We start from the raw sequence: 16,677 nt of genomic DNA on the forward strand, positions 1-16,677 counted from the left end.
CGATAAAGCACAACAACTAAGAAATTCAGGAAAACGAGTGACCTTGCAATATGCACCGGCCGTTAAAGCGCTGGAGCCATTCACTGCCTTGTTCACCGAAGTCATCAGAGGGGAGGAGCTGCACAATGGATGAATTGACGATTGCCATGCCAAAGGGCAGAATCTTTGAAGAAGCCTATGAACTATTAGTCGGTGCGGGATATGACCTGCCGAAAGAGCTCGACGACTCGCGCAAGCTGATCGTCGAAGCGCCGAATGAAAAATTCCGCTTTATTCTAGCGAAGCCGATGGATGTGCCAACTTATGTCGAGCACGGTGTAGCGGATATCGGCATTGCCGGAAAAGACGTCTTGCTCGAGCACGATAGAGACGTACACGAATTATTGGACCTCGGCATCAGTGCATGCTATATCGCGACTGCCGGATTGCCGGATACGGAAATGGACGAAGTGACGCCGCGCATTGCGACGAAATATCCAGCGGTGGCTTCTCATTATTACCGCAGCAAAGGCGAACAAGTCGAGATCATCGAATTGAACGGCTCAATCGAATTGGCGCCGCTGATCGGCTTGTCCGACCGCATCGTGGACATCGTATCGACCGGCCGCACGTTGAAAGACAACGGCCTGGTGGAATACGAAAAGATCGCGGACATCACATCGCGCCTCATCGCGAATCCGGTGAGCTATCGCTTGAAGCAGCAGCGCATTACGGAGCTGGTCGATAAACTGCGGGAGCAGGTGGAACGATGAACATCCAGCGCCTGACAGACGAGTTGTCGATTCGGCGCCAGTTAGCCGATGGCACAGAACAGCAATTGCAAGCGGTAAAAGAAATCATTCAAGCGGTGCGGAGCGAAGGCGATGCAGCCTTGTACCGCTTTTCGAAAAAATGGGACAAAGCGGAGTTGACCGCATTAAAGGTCACGCAAGAAGAAATCCAGCAAGCAGCTAAGCGTTTCGATCCCCAACTGCTTGCCGACCTGACAGAAGCGGCGGACAATATCCGCGGCTATCATGAAGGCCAACAGCAACAAGGCTACCGCCAAGACCGGGCGGACGGGTCGTATGTCGCACAGCGCGTCACAGCGATCGAATCTGCTGGATTGTATGTTCCGGGCGGCACGGCGGCCTATCCATCCTCCGTCTTGATGAATGTCATTCCGGCACAAGTAGCGGGAGTCGGGCGCATCGTCGTTGTATCCCCGCCTGATAGCGAAGGGAATTTGTCGGACGGCGTGCTTGTTGCGGCACATATCCTTGGCATTAAAGAACTATATAAAACTGGCGGGGCACAAGCAATCGCGGCACTCGCTTACGGGACGGAATCGATCCAGCCGGTCGATAAGATCACGGGGCCCGGCAATATTTTCGTAGCGCTCGCAAAACGCGAAGTGAACGGCGACGTCGCGATCGACATGATCGCAGGGCCAAGCGAAATCGCCATCATCGCCGATGACAGCGCATATGCGGATGAAGTGGCGGCGGATTTATTGTCCCAAGCAGAGCACGATCCGCTGGCAAGTGCGGTATTATTGACACAGAGCCGTGCGTTTGCCGAACAAGTCGCAGCGCAAGTGGTAAGCCAATTGGCAACTTTGCCGCGCGAAGCGATTGCTGCGGCGTCGATCCGTGACCACGGCGCTATTTATGTGGCGGACAGCCGCGCTGAATTGATTAACGCAGCCAACCAATTGGCGCCAGAGCATTTGGAGATCATGACGGAAGATGCGGAAGCAGTAGCGGAAGAAATCGATCACGCCGGTGCGATTTTCATCGGCCGTTATTCATCGGAGCCGATCGGCGATTATTTCGCCGGCACGAACCATGTTTTGCCGACCAATAGCACGGCGCGCTTTTCAAGTGCCTTGTCCGTCTATGATTTTGTTAAACGGACGAGCATCGTCCATTACAGCGAGCAGGCATGGCGTGAAAACCAAGAGAAAATTGCAAGGCTCGCAAGGCTAGAAGGCCTCGAAGCACACGCACGTGCAGTCGAATCGCGCGCTTGGAAAAAGGAGAGTCAATCATGAGGAAATCGGACATTACGCGAAAAACCAATGAAACGGAAATTGCCGTCAGCTTCTCACTCGATGGAAAAGGGCAGGCGGATATCAATACAGGGGTACCATTTATGGACCATATGCTGGATCTTTTCATCAAGCATGGCCAGTTCGACGGGCGCATCCACGCAAACGGTGATACCCATATCGACGATCATCACACGACAGAAGACATCGGGATCGTCCTTGGCCAGGCAGTGCTTGAAGCATTAGGCGATAAAAAAGGCTTGCGCCGCTACGGCAACGCCTTTGTGCCGATGGATGATGCGCTGGCACAAGTGGTCATCGATTGCTCCAACCGACCTCACCTGGAGTTCCGGGGAGATATCCCAAACGCGAAAGTCGGCGCATTCGATAGTGAACTCGTCCATGAATTTCTTTGGAAGTTTGCATTGGAATCACGCATGAACGTCCACGTCATCGTCCATTATGGCCGCAATACGCATCACATCATCGAAGCGGTTTTCAAGGCGCTTGCCCGCGCGCTGGATGACGCAACGATGATCGACCCGCGCGTAGAAGGCGTCCCTTCGACAAAGGGGCTATTAACATGATCGTCGGTATTGTCGATTACGGCATGGGCAATTTATTCAGCGTCGAACAGGCATTGAAAAAACTCGATTGCACCGTCATCACCTCAGACGATGCACAAGTCTTGGCAGAAGCGGATGCGATCTTACTTCCGGGCGTCGGCGCATTTCCGGATGCGATGAAGCGCTTGGATGAAAAAGGCTTAGCTGAATTCATCCGTTCGCTGCCGGAGCAGAAGATCCCATTGCTCGGGATTTGCCTCGGTATGCAATTATTATATGAAGACAGTGAAGAAGGCAGGGCGGTTAAAGGGCTTGGTTTATTGAAAGGGCATATCCGGCGCTTTCCAAAAGGCGCTTACCGCATCCCGCATATGGGATGGAACCGCCTGAGTTTCACGCAACAGCCATATTGGCTTGAAGATGTACTGGAAGATACACATGTCTATTTTGTCCACTCGTTTCTCGCGACAGAGACGGCTCGCGCAGAAGTCTTCGCGACTGCCGAATACGGCGGGCTTGAAGTGCCGGGTGTTGTCGGCGGCGGATTGATTACGGGGATGCAATTCCATCCCGAAAAATCGGGCGAGTTCGGGCATTATTTATTGGCGCAGTGGATTGCAAATGTCAGGAGGGATTTCCATGAGTGAATTTCAAATATATCCGGCGATCGACTTAAGGGGCGGAAAATGCGTCCGCTTGTTCCAAGGAGATTACGGCCAGGAGACGGTCTATGCAGATTCGCCGGTTGAAATGGCGAAAAGTTTTGTGGAAGCCGGGGCCAAATGGATCCACATGGTCGATTTGGACGGCGCGAAAGATGGCAGCCGAATCAACGATCAAGTGGTCATCGAAGCGGCGAAACTCGATGCCAACATCCAAGTGGGCGGCGGCATCCGCAGCCGTGAAGACATCAACCATTATTTATCGAACGGCGTTGCCCGTGTCATTATCGGCAGCCTGGCTGTGCGGGAGCCGGAACTGGTTGCTTCATTTATCGAGGAATTCGGCGCAGAGCGGATCGTCATCGGCATCGATGCGAAAGACGGCATGGCGGCGACAGAGGGTTGGATCGAAACTTCGCATAAGCCGGCATCTGAAGTGGCCGCTTATTTTGCTTCAAAAGGGACAAAGCATTTCATCTATACCGATATTTCGACGGACGGCACGCTTGCTGGCCCGAATATCGACGCTAACCGGAAGCTCGTCGCCGACGACGCTTCGCAAGTCATCGTATCCGGCGGCATCGGAACGCTCGATGACGTAAAGAAAGTGAAACAAGCGGCTGCCGACAGCCCGATTGCCGGACTCATCATCGGCAAAGCTTTGTATGAAAACCGTTTTACACTCGAGGAGGCGCTATCATGCTGACAACACGCATCATTCCGTGCCTCGACGTTAAAGAAGGGCGCGTCGTCAAAGGCGTGAGTTTTGTGGAGCTTCGGGATGCGGGAGACCCTGTGGAACTCGCCAAATTCTACGACGAACAAGGCGCGGATGAATTGGTCTTCCTCGACATCTCCGCTTCACACGAAGGCAAAGAGACGATGGTCGAAGTAGTGCGCATTGTCGCCACCGAACTATCGATTCCATTTACCGTGGGCGGAGGCATCCGGACGCTTGATGACATGAAACGCATGTTGCGTGCAGGGGCAGATAAGGTATCCTTGAATACAGCAGCGCTGGACCGGCCGGAATTGATCAAAGAAGGCGCGGATTTCTTCGGATCGCAGTGCATTGTCGTCGCTATCGATGCGAAAAGAAATGGCGATAGCTGGGACGTCTACACGCACGGAGGCCGCAACCGGACCGAATGGGATGCGATCGAATGGGCGAAAAAAGCGGTCGCTTTAGGTGCTGGGGAATTGCTTTTGACCAGCATGGACAGCGACGGCCAGAAAGACGGATTTGATGTCGCGCTGACCAAAGCGGTGCGTGATGCCGTGGAGGTGCCTGTCATCGCAAGCGGCGGTGCAGGAAACCGTGAGCATTTCAAGGAAGTATTCGAACAGGCAGATGCTGATGCAGCACTTGCGGCATCGATCTTCCATTATAAAGAAACGAGCGTCAGAGAAGTGAAACAGTATCTGCAGCGAGAAGGAGTGAATGTCCGGTGACAAATGTGAAATACGATGAAAACGGGTTAGTGCCCATCATATTGCAGGATGCAACTACAAAACAAGTGCTGACTTTGGCTTATGCCAACGAAGAAGCGGTCAAGCGCACGATCGACACGAAAGAAACCTGGCTGTACTCAAGAAGCCGCAAGGAACTATGGAATAAAGGCGCGACCAGCGGCAATACGCAGCGTGTCCAATCCGTGCAGATCGATTGCGACGGGCGATTCCTTGATTTATGAAGTGATTCCGAACGGCCCGGCCTGCCATACTGGGGAGACGAGCTGCTTCCATGAAACCTTAGCAGGGGAACGCACGGCTTCAGCATCAGACATGATTACAGAACTTAGCGCTTTGATCAAACAACGCGAAAGCGATTTGCCAGAAGGCGCTTATACGACTTATCTGTTTGAAGAAGGGTCGATAAGATCTGCAAGAAAGTCGGGAAGAAGCAGCAGAAGTCATCATTGCTGCAAAAACCGTGATGCACGAGAACTGGCAACGGAAAGCGCAGACCTGCTTTACCATCTACTTGTTTTGCTGCAGGAACAGAAAGTTGATTTCAAAGAAGTGACGGGTGTGCTCGAAGAACGCCATGCCGCGAAAAGGACAAGTAAATAATAGGAAATATGCTATAATAACAGCACATTTAGGGATAGGAACGATTTCGATCGTTCCTTTTCCTGTTACGGAGGCATATTTTGGAGAAAACAAAGAAAAATTTCGATAATGTCGTGTCATTCATTCCGACAGGGGAATTTTACTATCAAAAGCACTCAAGGAGCTGCAGTGCGAACACTACGATAAAGCGTATAAGTATTTGCAGCGGGCGAAAGAACTGACTCGGATGATCCGCTCATCCTGATGCATTACGGAGTGGTGCTGATGGAGCGGCAGGAATTTGAGCTGGCGATGGATGAACTGCGCACTGCCCATAAGCTCGATCCGGAAGAACCGAATATTTTATTCTTTTGGCTGAAGTCCATGCACATCTGGGCTTGTTTTTGATGCCCGGAAATATGCCAAGGCTTATCTTGAAAAGGATACCCGCGGGAGCTACGCGGCGGAAGCGATGGAAATCATCGATTTTGCCGAGCAGGAAGACTGGCAGCTGTTCGATGACGAAGGCGAAGCCCATAATAGCGAGTATTATTATTTGCAGGAAAAGGCGCGCCGGTTGATGGAACAGGGCAAGTTTCCAGAAGCGATTGAGTTATTGGAAGAAGTCATCGAGGAAAAGCCGGATTTCTGGGGGGCTTATAATAACCTGGCGCTGGCGTATTTTTATATCGGGGAAACGGAAATGGCGAAATCGCTGCTTCATGAAGTGCTCCGCAGAAACACCGGCAACTTGCACGCCTTATGCAATTTAGCGGTGTTCCATTATTATGAGAAAAATGATGAGTTGGACGATATCCTTGGCTTGCTGAAAAAGATCCAGCCATATGTCTTTGAGCATCGCTATAAATTGGGCGCGACCTTCGCCTTGGTCGGAAAATACAAGGAAGCGTATCGTTGGTTGAAAAGCTTGCAAAAACGTGGGTTTGACGGAGACCCCGCGTTTTATTTCTGGTTGTCTCATGCAGCGTACCATTCGGGCCATGAAGAAACCGCAAAGTATGCGTGGGAGCAATTGAAGCGGATGGACCCGGCAAAAGAAGGGTACGAGCCGTGGGGAGAGCAGGCTGTAATGCCGCATGTCGATGCGCTTGAACATGACCGCGATTTTCTCATCCACAAACTTGACCATCCTCATTTAAGCGAACGGATTTACGGTTTGTTCTTGCTTGGAAAATCTTCCCACAAGCAAGAAATCATTTCGCATCCGAATTGGCTGAAATCCGAGCAGCCTTCCGTTTTGGAAACCTATATGCTCGGTTATGCGCTTGGCCATCCATTCCGCGAATCGGTCAAGGAAGAAAAAGCCTTTTTGCGTGCGATGGAAACAGCAGAGCGTCTGTATTACCAGAAAGGGATGGTTGACCGCGAAAATGACGCCATCTTCCAATTATGGTTCATGCTGGCGGAACGGGCTTTCGATGGCGATTATGCGTTCCGCAATCCAACAGCACTTGCCGCTGCCGTCAGCTATATGGTTGAATCAGCGGAAAAACGGGAAACGACAAAAAAAGCAGTCGCCGTGAAATTCGGTACTTCTGCCGCTACGATGTCCAAATATGTCGATGAATTGAGCGGGTTTTTGCCGAATTTCAAGGACTAGGCATAAAAGTTGAAGGCGGCAGTTTATTGCTTTACGATTTAGCTAGTGATAACGAGGAGGGCCTATAATGACAGAAACGACTAATATTTATGATGTGTTAATTATCGGTGCAGGGCCGGCGGGCATGACAGCGGCGGTCTATACGTCCCGAGCGAATCTTTCGACGCTCATGCTTGAGCGCGGGATCCCTGGCGGACAGATGGCCAACACCGAAGAAATTGAAAACTACCCAGGATTCGACCATATTCTCGGTCCTGACCTATCCACCAAAATGTTTGAACATGCGAAAAAATTCGGAGCCGAGTATGCTTATGGCGACGTGACTGAAATCATCGACGGCGATGAATTCAAAACCGTCAAAGCCGGTTCGAAAGAATACAAAGCCCGCGCCATCATTTTGACGACTGGAGCCGAGTATAAGAAAATGGGCATTCCAGGCGAAAACGAACTTGGCGGCCGCGGCGTCAGCTATTGCGCAGTGTGCGATGGCGCATTCTTTAAAGGCAAAGAACTGGTCGTTGTCGGCGGCGGGGACTCTGCAGTTGAAGAAGGAGTCTATTTGACACGTTTCGCGGATAAAGTGACGATCGTCCACCGCAGAGATGAATTGCGCGCACAGAAAATCCTTCAAGACCGCGCATTTGCCAACGACAAGATCGACTTTATCTGGAGCCATACCGTAAAAGAGATTCACGATAAAGACGGCAAGGTCGGAAGCGTTACCTTGGTATCGACTAAAGACGATTCCGAACGGGAATTCGAAGCGGACGGCGTGTTCATTTACATCGGCATGCTGCCGTTGACAAAACCATTTGAATCGCTGGGCATCTTGAATGACCTGGGCTATATCGAAACGAATGAAGAAATGCAAACCTCTGTGCCGGGAATCTTCGCGGCAGGCGATGTACGGGATAAAACTTTGCGCCAAGTCGTGACTGCGACTGGCGACGGCAGCATCGCCGCGCAAAGCGTCCAGCATTATGTAGAAGAGCTTGCAGAAAAGATCGCTTCAAAAGCGCAAGCTTAACGCTTTCTTAATCCCTTTGTAACAGCATTGTCATGCAAAAGAGGTATAGTAAGTAATGTAAATCAACCCCCTTTTTATATAGTTATTTTTGACAGGCTGCTTTCCGGATTGTCCGGGGAGTGGCCTCTTTTTTTGCATTCTTTTGCATGACACGCCAGGATAGATGTATAATGAAAATAGTTTATATTAGATGCGGAGTGGCAAATGTGCAGCGAATCGCGAATTTATTGCTAATAGAGAATGGCAAAGTATTATTGATGAAAAAGCCGCGCAGGGATTGGTACGTAGCTCCTGGCGGCAAAATGGAAAGCGGCGAATCGATTTATGAAGCGGCCATCCGTGAGTTCAGGGAAGAAACGGATGCAGAGCCGTTTGGCGTTCACTTGAAAGGCGTTTACACCATGATGATCCAGGAAAGCGGCCAGACAGTGGATGAATGGATGCTGTTTACGTTCCGGGCGACACAGCTTCGCGGGACGCCATTCGAAGAAACGCGTGAAGGGATTCTCGAATGGCATCCAGTAGAAAGCCTGCATACCCTGCCGATGGCGGAAGGGGACCGGACAAACCTATTGTTTGCGGCTTATCAGGAAGGGGTCCAATACGGAACCTTCTATTATACGCCAGAGTTCGAACTGCTAGAAGAGAACATCCAATCATCGACTGAAGAGGTGAACCGCCAGCATGGATAAGCATATCGAAGAAACCGAATTGATCATTATCACCGGCATGTCCGGTGCAGGAAAGACAGTGGCGATCCAAAGTTTTGAAGACCTCGGTTTTTTCACGATCGATAATCTTCCCCCGGCGCTTCTCCCGACATTCATCAAATTGATGCGGGATTCGGGCAAATCGATGAAGCGCGTCGCAGCGGTCATGGACCTTCGCGGCGGCGATTTTTTCGCCAGCCTCGTCGATGCAATCGATGATCTATCGAAAGAACCGGAAGTGGCGATCACCATCCTGTTTCTCGATGCGGAAAACCAGACGCTCGTCAGCCGCTATAAGGAAACACGGCGTTCCCATCCACTGTCGCCAGGCGGGCTTGTGCTCGGCGGCATCAAAAAAGAACGGGATATGCTGAAAGACTTGCAAGGACGGGCCCATTATATGTATAACACTTCAGAAATGAGCCCGCGCCAGCTGAAAGAGAAAATCACGTCGGATTTCGCTTCCAAAACGAGCAATGTCTTTACGGTCAATTTGATGTCTTTCGGCTTTAAACATGGCATGCCGATTGACGCTGACTTGGTTTTCGATGTACGCTTCCTGCCGAACCCTTATTATATAGAAGAATTGAATCCGCAATCGGGCTTGGATCAGCCGGTTTCCGATTATGTTTTGAAGTGGCAGGAAACACAGACGCTGGTGAGTAAGCTGGAGGATTTATTCGATTTCATGATTCCCCAGTACAAGCAAGAAGGCAAAGCGCAATTGGTCATCGCTTTTGGCTGCACAGGCGGCCAGCATCGATCCGTGACGCTTGCAGAGTATTTCGGGAAATACCTATCGAAAAACAACAAAGTCAGCATTACGCATAGAGATGTGAAAATCAGAAAGGGCTGAGCATATGGAAAAAAGTCTCCAGCAAAAACGAGTCGTAATCATCGGGGGCGGGACCGGTCTGTCCACTTTGCTGAGGGGCTTAAAAACTTTTCCGCTCGACTTGACGGCAATTGTGACAGTGGCAGATGACGGCGGAAGCTCCGGGCGTTTGCGCGATGACTTGGATATCCCGCCACCGGGCGATATCCGCAACGTCATGGCTGCGCTGTCGGATGCCGAACCTTTAGTAGCTGAAATGTTCCAATACCGCTTCAAGCATTCGCTTGATTTGGAAGGGCATTCACTGGGCAATCTGATGCTTGCGGCATTGACCGATTTGACAGGTGATTTTTCGCACGCTGTCCGCGAAATGAGCCGCGTCTTGAACGTCAACGGCACCGTTCTTCCTGCCGCCAATCAATTGGTGACCTTGAACGCTGAGCTTGAAGACGGAACCATCATTAAAGGCGAATCCAAGATCCCTGCCTATTTGCAGCCGATCAAGCGCGTATTCCTGGAACCGGCCGGCGTCAAGACCTTGCCGGATACCATACAGGCGATTCAATCCGCTGATGTCATCGTCATCGGGCCGGGTTCCTTGTACACGAGCATCTTGCCGAATTTGCTTGTGAAGGATATCAAAAAAGCGCTGCTTGAGGCGAAGGCGAGAAAAATCTATATTTGCAATTTGATGACCCAGGCGGGTGAAACGTACGGCTATACGGCCTCGGATCATGTGAAAGCTCTGTACGACCATGTAGGTGTGAACTTTCTCGATGCCATTTTGATCGATAAAGTCCAAATGCCGCAAGGAGTGGCCGAAAGATACAAAAAAGAAAAAGCATGGCCGGTGGAATACGATGAAGAACGCCTGAAAAATATGGGGCTTGAAGTATATCGCCATGACATTGCGAATATTTTCGGGGAAGCCGTCCGGCATGAACCGATGAAAGTGGCGAAATGGCTTTTCGAATACACCAGCAGCGAATCGCAGGAACCCTCGCAGCGCCGGTATTCCTAAAGCTTGAAAGGGGGGGCATAATTGTCTTTTGCATCAGAAACAAAAAAAGAAATGACCCAGATTGAAGTAGACGATTGCTGCGGCAAGGCAGAGCTGTCGGCGATGATCCGGATGAACGGTACGCTGTCATTTTCCAATCGCCAGTTAAGCCTGGATATCCAAACGGAAAACGCAGCTATTGCCAGAAGGATCTATACATTGCTGAAGCGCTTCTACAAAGCGTATCCAGTGGAACTGTTAGTCCGCAAAAAGATGCGGTTGAAAAAAAACAATGTCTATATTTGCCGCTTGCGGGAAGGCGCGAAATTCGTGCTTGAGGATTTGTTGATCTTGTCGGAAGGCTTTCAATTTCAGCAGGATATCTCCCCTGAGCTGATCTCGACGACGTGCTGCAAGCGCTCTTATTTGCGCGGTGCCTTTTTGGCCGGGGGGTCGGTCAACAATCCCGAAACCTCCTCTTATCATTTGGAAGTGTATTCTTCCTATAAAGACCACGCTGAAGCGCTGGTCATCCTGATGAACCATTTCCAATTGAACGCGAAAATGATCGAGCGAAAAAAAGGATTTGTGACCTATTTGAAGGAAGCAGAGAAAATTTCCGATTTCCTCAGCCTGACAGGCGCCCACTCGGCGCTATTGAAATTCGAGGATGTCCGAATTCTCCGCGATATGCGCAATAGCGTCAATCGCTTAGTCAATTGCGAAACGGCCAATTTGAATAAGACCATCGATGCGGCGCTGCGGCAAATCGAAAACATCCGCTTTATCGACCAAGTAATCGGAATCGACCAATTGCCGGACCGTCTGAAAGAGATAGCCCGCTTGCGTGTGGAGTACCAGGATGTCACACTGAAAGAACTGGGCGAGATGGTATCGACAGGAAAAGTGAGCAAATCAGGTGTCAACCACAGGCTACGGAAAATCGATGAGATTGCCGAGTCGTTGAGAAAAGGCGAAACGATCAGCCGGTAACAGGGCTGCTCTTTTCTATAGATTGCGTGAGAGTCAAGTTTTCGGAGGAGGATATGCATGGTAGAAAAACAAGTGGAAGTGCAATTGAAATCAGGATTACAAGCGAGGCAGGCAGCATTGTTTGTACAGGAAGCCAATCGTTATAGTTCGGATGTATACTTAGAAAAAGGCGACAAGAAAGTCAATGCCAAGAGCATTATGGGCATCATGAGCCTAGCCGTCAGCAAAGGCACGAACGTGACGATTTCGGCCGACGGCGCTGACGAAGAATCAGCCGTTGATGCGTTGGCGCAATTGATCGATAAAGAAGCTTAAAGCCAAGCGCTTTAAGCACCAAAAAAGAGCTGCCCCGCAAGCGGGACAGCTCTTTTTGTGTAACTTAATCTTCTTTTTCGTGGTTTTCCGGCAATTTGTTGCGCGTGATGATTTGGTCGACGAGACCATATTCGAGTGCACGCTCTGCAGTCATGAAGTTATCGCGGTCTGTATCGCGAGAAATCACTTCAAGCGGCTGGCCAGTGCGTTCAGATAGAATTTGGTTCAATTTCTCGCGCAAGAACAGGATGCGTTTTGCGGCGATTTCGATTTCAGTCGCTTGCCCTTGAGCTCCGCCAAGTGGCTGGTGGATCATGACTTCAGCGTTCGGCAATGCGTAGCGTTTGCCTTTTGTGCCGGCTGCGAGAAGGAAAGCACCCATGGATGCAGCCATGCCGATGCATACTGTTTGGACATCTGGCTTGATAAATTGCATAACATCGTAGATTGCCATACCGGCTGTGATGCTGCCGCCTGGGCTGTTGATGTAGATGGAAATATCTTTTTCCGGATCTTCCGCTTCAAGGAATAGCAATTGCGCAACGATGGAGTTGGCGACATTGTCATCGATTCCGCTGCCGAGCATGATAACGCGGTCTTTCAATAGGCGGGAATAGATATCGTAAGCGCGTTCGCCTCTGCTTGTCTGTTCGATTACTGTAGGGATTAAATTCATGGATAATTTCCTCCTTCGGGTAAATGTAAGTGCTGCTGAAACACTGTTCAGCCGTACATTCATCATACACATCATGGTCAATGAAGGTCAAATCTAACGAATTGAAAATAGGCGCTTGAAATAAGGGGAAAGCTTTTGTATAATAGAAAAGTCGCGAACAATATTTGCCCTCGTAGTGTAAAGGATAACACGTAAGATTCCGGTTCTTGAGATGGGGGTTCGATTCCCTCCGAGGGTGTAAAAATTGAAAAACCGCATAGCCTGCCAAAGGCTATGCGGTTTTTTTATTGAATCTTTTTAGCGGCTGAAACGTAGAATCCAACGTATGGTGTTTCAAGAAACAGGCAATCAGGGAAAACAAAAAATATTATTGTAAAAGAAAAGGAGACAGGAAAATGAAAAAATTACTTATTCCATTGCTGTTGGTGGTTGGGCTGATCGTCATTGCCGTTGCCGTATTCGGTTCAAGTTATAATAACTTCGTTCAATTGGAAGAGGACGTCAACCAATCGTATGCGCAACTCGAAAGCCAATTGCAGCGCAGGCTCGATCTGATCCCGAACTTGGTCGAGACGGTGAAAGGCTTTGCTGACCAGGAACAAGAGGTCATCGATAGCGTCACAGAAGCCCGTTCAAGCATGGCGAATGCCGGATCGGTTGAAGAACAGGCAGAAGCAGATGCCGAACTAAGCGGGGCGCTCAGCCGCTTGCTCGTTGTCGTCGAGAACTATCCGGAAATTCGTTCGAGCGAGAACTTCCAGCAATTATCCGATGAACTCGCCGGGACGGAAAATCGGATCGCGGTCGCCCGCCAGGACTATAATGGCTCAGTGACGGAATTCAACCGGGAAGTCCGCAGTTTCCCAGGCAATATGGTAGCGGGAATCTTCGGCTTTGACGAAAAGGAATATTTCGAAGCGGATGCCGGAGCGGAAGATGCACCGGATGTGGACTTTGGGACTGACGAAGAATGATCCGAAGAATTCCTGTTTTGCTCCTATTGCTGCTGATGATCGCCGGAACCGCACAGGCGGCAGAATTTCCGGAGTTGACTGATGATATTTACATCCAGGATATCGCGGGCGTCTTGAGCGAAGAACAGGAAGCTGAGATCAAGAGCCTGGGCGCTGGCTTAGAAGATGCGACAACTGCACAGATTGCTGTCATGGTCATCGATTCTTTGGAAGGCGAGCCCATCGAAAGCTACGCCAACGAAGCATTGCGTCATTATGGTGTAGGTTCAGCGGAAGAGAACAACGGCGTTCTGGTCGTGCTATCGATGACGGACCGCGAGATCTATATCGAAATCGGCTACGGCCTGGAAGGCGCGCTTCCTGACGGAAAAGTCGGGCGCATTTTGGATGATTACGCCGTTCCATATTTGCGTGAAGACCAGCCGGACGAAGCAATCCTTAATACGTATCAAGCTCTGTACAGTGAAGTTTCTGCGGAATACGGTTGGGACGGAGAAACAGTTAGCCACCAGCCGCTCAATGAAGTGACGCCCGGCAGCGGTGAAGGTGAAGGCGGCTTTATGCAGCCGGTCGTCACCTTCCTGATCGTACTTGTTTTGTTGTTCCTGTTTACAGGAGGAGGCGGCGGCCGTGGACGTCGCGGCCGCGGCAGAACGATGAGGCGCGGCGGATTTTTCGGACCCGGCAGTTTTGGCGGCGGCTTCGGAGGCGGTTCCGGCGGTGGAGGTTTCCGCGGCGGCGGTGGCGGCTCTTCAGGAGGCGGCGGAGCCGGGCGAGGCTTCTAATAAGGAGGGATGGCATGTATACACTCTATACTCGACCAAATTGCGGGCTTTGCGAAGAGGCCAAGTCTGCACTGACGCTATTGCAGGAAGATTACCCGATTGACTTCCGGGAAATCAATATTGAAGAAGATGAACAATTGCATGAACAGTATATGCTGATGATTCCAGTGCTCACGAAACAGGAAAAAGTGCTGCTCTATGGAAATTTTGGCTATGGCGAACTTTTGGAAGCGTTAATTCTTTAACGCTTCTTTTTATTTGCATAAATCTAATAGCTCGGCTACAATGAATCTAGTGGGACGTAATTATATGTAGTGGGACAAAAAACGTCCAACAAAGGGGTGGAGCGATGGATCCAGTTCTGCAAGCGCAAGTGCATTTATTGCCTGAACTGCCAAGCTTGCTGAAAAAGCGCTATAGCATCCTCGAGCTGATTCAAACCGAACAGCCCGTCGGAAGGCGCACAATCAGCGAGATGACAGGCGCAGCTGAAAGGGAAATCCGCAAAGAGACCGACTTATTGAGGGATCAAGCTTTGATCGAAATGAGCAAGAGCGGCATGAGCTTGACGATAATGGGAGACGATGTTCTTGACCAACTCCGTGAGCTGGTCAAGGAACTTGCCGGAACGGCGGAACTTGAAGCCGGGCTGCAGGCGAAACTCGGCATCAAGCAAGCAGTCGTCCTTCCGGGTGACAGCGACCGGCTGTCATCGGCCAAAGCTGCGATCGGCAGGCAGGCCGCCCGCATTGCGGAAGAAATGTTCGAAAGCTACCGAACAATCGCCGTCACTGGCGGCAGTACGATGGCCGCCGTGGCAGCTGAAATCCGCACGGCGAAGAAAAACCCCGCCATGCAGTTTATCGCTGCACGAGGCGGCCTGGGTGAAGAAATGCTTCACCAGGCGAACACCATCGCTTCATCCTTTGCCGAAAAAACAGGCGGAGCTGTCCGCACGCTTTATCTGCCTGAGCATTTGAGTGCAGAAGCGCTCGAAATGATGATGAGGGAACCCGTCATCAAAGAAATGATGGAGCTGTATGACCAGACGGACTTAGTCATCCATGGAATCGGCGATGCAGAAGAGATGGCCATCAGGCGCCGTTCTTCCGTGAACGAAGTCGAGAAGATCAAAACAGGCGGAGCTGTTAGCGAAGCCTTCGGTTATTATTTCGATAAAACCGGAAACATAGTTTATCGCATCCCAACAGCGGGCATTCAATTAGAGCAGGTCCAAAAAGCACCGGGCATCATGGCCGTTGCCGGAGGACGCACAAAAGCGCGCGCCATCGAATCTTATTTCCGGGCCGCGCCTGAACGTACCATCCTGATTACGGATGAAGGTGCAGCTAGGGCAATACTCAACCCAACAACAAAATTGGAGGAATTATAAATGACAATCAAATTAGCAATCAATGGCTTTGGCCGTATCGGCCGTGTAGTATTCCGTCAAGCGCTATTAAACGATGAAGTGGAAGTAGTTGCAGTAAATGACCTAACTGATGCGGAAATGCTTGCGCATCTATTGAAGTACGATTCTGTGCACGGCACTTTGAATGCAGACGTTTCTGCTAAAGATGGTTCGATCTTCGTGGACGGCAAGGAAGTAAAAGTATTCGCTGAAAAAGATCCTGCACAATTGCCGTGGAAAGAGCACAACATCGATATCGTAGTGGAATCTACAGGGATTTTCACAACTGAAGATGCAGCTTCGAAACATATCGAAGCCGGCGCGAAAAAAGTCATCGTTTCTGCACCAGGCAAAAACGGCATGAAAATGCTCGTAATGGGCGTAAACGAAGAAACTTACAACCCTGAAGAGCACCACGTCGTTTCAAACGCATCTTGCACGACAAACGGCTTGGCTGGAATCTCTAAAGTGTTGAACGAAAAATTCGGCATCAAGAAAGCCATGATGACGACGATCCACTCTTACACAAACGACCAAGCGTTGCTTGATGCGCCTCACTCTGACTACCGCCGTGCGCGTTCAGCAGCAGAGTCGATGATCCCGACAACAACTGGCGCAGCGAAATCCGTTGCAAAAGTATTGCCTGAACTTGAAGGCAAAATCGATGGCATGGCTATCCGTGTGCCAACGCCGAACGTTTCCTTGATCGACCTTGTCGCTGAACTTGAAAAAGACGCTTCAATCGAAGATGTGAACCAAGCGCTTAAAGAAGCGACTGAAAACGAGTTGAAAGGCTACTTGGATTACAGCGAGTTGCCACTTGTTTCCCGCGACTATAACGGCAATACCGCTTCTTCAACAGTGGATGCACAATCCACGATGGCGTTGGGCGGAAACATGGTTAAAGTTCTTGCTTGGTACGACAACGAATCCGGCTACTCAGGCCGCTGCATTGACTTGGCAATTCACATGTACAAAAAAGGGCTGTAAGCTGAAAATCATAGCTTAATTACCAATGAAC

General features: G+C 50.3%; 23 protein-coding genes and 1 tRNA gene. 23 read left to right on the forward strand and 1 reads right to left on the reverse strand.

Annotation, left to right across the window (positions count from 1 at the left end):
* Positions 1-37: 37 nt before the first annotated feature.
* The 17 genes from CW734_RS19905 to CW734_RS07005 all read left to right on the forward strand — a co-directional run bounded on the left by CW734_RS19905 (position 38) and on the right by CW734_RS07005 (position 11,810).
* Positions 38-133: a hypothetical protein gene (locus tag CW734_RS19905; RefSeq protein ID WP_442956953.1), complete on the forward strand. Its 96-nt coding sequence runs from the start codon at positions 38-40 to the stop codon at positions 131-133.
* Complete coding sequence (gene hisG, locus CW734_RS06940; RefSeq protein WP_101189964.1) at positions 126-752, forward strand: ATP phosphoribosyltransferase; 627 nt, start codon at positions 126-128, stop codon at positions 750-752. Before CW734_RS19905 ends, hisG begins: the two co-directional genes overlap by 8 nt.
* Complete coding sequence (gene hisD / locus CW734_RS06945; protein ID WP_101189965.1) at positions 749-2,032, forward strand: histidinol dehydrogenase; 1,284 nt, start codon at positions 749-751, stop codon at positions 2,030-2,032. The genes hisG and hisD overlap by 4 nt, the downstream gene beginning before the upstream one ends.
* On the forward strand, positions 2,029-2,616 hold the full coding sequence (gene hisB, locus CW734_RS06950) for an imidazoleglycerol-phosphate dehydratase HisB (protein ID WP_374703193.1): 588 nt from the start codon (positions 2,029-2,031) through the stop codon (positions 2,614-2,616). The genes hisD and hisB overlap by 4 nt, the downstream gene beginning before the upstream one ends.
* A complete protein-coding gene (gene hisH / locus CW734_RS06955) occupies positions 2,613-3,242 on the forward strand; it encodes an imidazole glycerol phosphate synthase subunit HisH (protein ID WP_101189966.1) in 630 nt (209 codons plus the stop codon). The genes hisB and hisH overlap by 4 nt, the downstream gene beginning before the upstream one ends.
* Entirely contained in the window at positions 3,235-3,963 is a 729-nt protein-coding gene (hisA, locus tag CW734_RS06960) for a 1-(5-phosphoribosyl)-5-[(5-phosphoribosylamino)methylideneamino]imidazole-4-carboxamide isomerase (protein ID WP_101189967.1), read from the forward strand. Before hisH ends, hisA begins: the two co-directional genes overlap by 8 nt.
* Positions 3,957-4,709, forward strand: coding sequence for an imidazole glycerol phosphate synthase subunit HisF (gene hisF / locus CW734_RS06965; protein WP_101189968.1), 753 nt, complete (start codon positions 3,957-3,959; stop codon positions 4,707-4,709). The genes hisA and hisF overlap by 7 nt, the downstream gene beginning before the upstream one ends.
* Positions 4,706-4,951: a phosphoribosyl-AMP cyclohydrolase gene (locus tag CW734_RS19910; protein ID WP_442956954.1), complete on the forward strand. Its 246-nt coding sequence runs from the start codon at positions 4,706-4,708 to the stop codon at positions 4,949-4,951. Before hisF ends, CW734_RS19910 begins: the two co-directional genes overlap by 4 nt.
* On the forward strand, positions 4,941-5,330 hold the full coding sequence (gene hisE, locus CW734_RS19915) for a phosphoribosyl-ATP diphosphatase (protein WP_442956955.1): 390 nt from the start codon (positions 4,941-4,943) through the stop codon (positions 5,328-5,330). Before CW734_RS19910 ends, hisE begins: the two co-directional genes overlap by 11 nt.
* A gap of 264 nt (positions 5,331-5,594) precedes the next feature.
* Positions 5,595-5,717 (forward strand): hypothetical protein, encoded by a 123-nt coding sequence (locus CW734_RS19405; protein ID WP_269801504.1) that lies wholly within the window; start codon positions 5,595-5,597, stop codon positions 5,715-5,717.
* Between the two features lie 64 nt (positions 5,718-5,781).
* A complete protein-coding gene (locus CW734_RS06975) occupies positions 5,782-6,930 on the forward strand; it encodes a tetratricopeptide repeat protein (protein ID WP_232787193.1) in 1,149 nt (382 codons plus the stop codon).
* 67 nt (positions 6,931-6,997) lie between these two features.
* On the forward strand, positions 6,998-7,957 hold the full coding sequence (trxB, locus tag CW734_RS06980) for a thioredoxin-disulfide reductase (protein ID WP_058381256.1): 960 nt from the start codon (positions 6,998-7,000) through the stop codon (positions 7,955-7,957).
* Positions 7,958-8,163: 206 nt separating this feature from the next.
* Positions 8,164-8,649, forward strand: coding sequence for an NUDIX domain-containing protein (locus tag CW734_RS06985; protein WP_101189969.1), 486 nt, complete (start codon positions 8,164-8,166; stop codon positions 8,647-8,649).
* On the forward strand, positions 8,642-9,523 hold the full coding sequence (gene rapZ, locus CW734_RS06990; protein ID WP_058381254.1) for an RNase adapter RapZ: 882 nt from the start codon (positions 8,642-8,644) through the stop codon (positions 9,521-9,523). Before CW734_RS06985 ends, rapZ begins: the two co-directional genes overlap by 8 nt.
* Before the next feature lie 4 nt (positions 9,524-9,527).
* The gene (locus CW734_RS06995) at positions 9,528-10,523 is read left to right on the forward strand and encodes a gluconeogenesis factor YvcK family protein (RefSeq protein ID WP_101189970.1); all 996 of its coding nucleotides are present in this window, start codon (positions 9,528-9,530) and stop codon (positions 10,521-10,523) included.
* A 21-nt stretch (positions 10,524-10,544) separates the two neighbouring features.
* Positions 10,545-11,495, forward strand: coding sequence for a DNA-binding protein WhiA (gene whiA / locus CW734_RS07000; protein ID WP_058381252.1), 951 nt, complete (start codon positions 10,545-10,547; stop codon positions 11,493-11,495).
* A 57-nt stretch (positions 11,496-11,552) separates the two neighbouring features.
* Positions 11,553-11,810 (forward strand): HPr family phosphocarrier protein, encoded by a 258-nt coding sequence (locus CW734_RS07005; RefSeq protein WP_058381251.1) that lies wholly within the window; start codon positions 11,553-11,555, stop codon positions 11,808-11,810.
* A gap of 64 nt (positions 11,811-11,874) precedes the next feature.
* On the opposite strand, the gene clpP is transcribed toward CW734_RS07005, so the two are convergent.
* A complete protein-coding gene (gene clpP, locus CW734_RS07010) occupies positions 11,875-12,486 on the reverse strand; it encodes an ATP-dependent Clp endopeptidase proteolytic subunit ClpP (RefSeq protein WP_068868719.1) in 612 nt (203 codons plus the stop codon).
* A gap of 166 nt (positions 12,487-12,652) precedes the next feature.
* Here clpP and CW734_RS07015 point away from each other — a divergent pair.
* The 6 genes from CW734_RS07015 to gap all read left to right on the forward strand — a co-directional run bounded on the left by CW734_RS07015 (position 12,653) and on the right by gap (position 16,646).
* A tRNA-Arg gene (locus CW734_RS07015) sits at positions 12,653-12,724 on the forward strand.
* 157 nt (positions 12,725-12,881) lie between these two features.
* Complete coding sequence (locus CW734_RS07020) at positions 12,882-13,460, forward strand: LemA family protein (RefSeq protein WP_101189971.1); 579 nt, start codon at positions 12,882-12,884, stop codon at positions 13,458-13,460.
* On the forward strand, positions 13,457-14,245 hold the full coding sequence (locus tag CW734_RS07025; RefSeq protein ID WP_101189972.1) for a TPM domain-containing protein: 789 nt from the start codon (positions 13,457-13,459) through the stop codon (positions 14,243-14,245). The genes CW734_RS07020 and CW734_RS07025 overlap by 4 nt, the downstream gene beginning before the upstream one ends.
* 14 nt (positions 14,246-14,259) lie before the next feature.
* Positions 14,260-14,490: a glutaredoxin family protein gene (locus CW734_RS07030; protein WP_101189973.1), complete on the forward strand. Its 231-nt coding sequence runs from the start codon at positions 14,260-14,262 to the stop codon at positions 14,488-14,490.
* A 104-nt stretch (positions 14,491-14,594) separates the two neighbouring features.
* Entirely contained in the window at positions 14,595-15,638 is a 1,044-nt protein-coding gene (locus tag CW734_RS07035) for a sugar-binding transcriptional regulator (RefSeq protein WP_101189974.1), read from the forward strand.
* The gene (gap, locus tag CW734_RS07040; RefSeq protein ID WP_101189975.1) at positions 15,639-16,646 is read left to right on the forward strand and encodes a type I glyceraldehyde-3-phosphate dehydrogenase; all 1,008 of its coding nucleotides are present in this window, start codon (positions 15,639-15,641) and stop codon (positions 16,644-16,646) included.
* Positions 16,647-16,677 lie beyond the last annotated feature (31 nt).

The sequence above is a fragment of the Planococcus sp. MB-3u-03 genome (genome assembly GCF_002833405.1).
In the GTDB taxonomy this organism is placed as follows: Bacteria; Bacillota; Bacilli; order Bacillales_A; family Planococcaceae; genus Planococcus.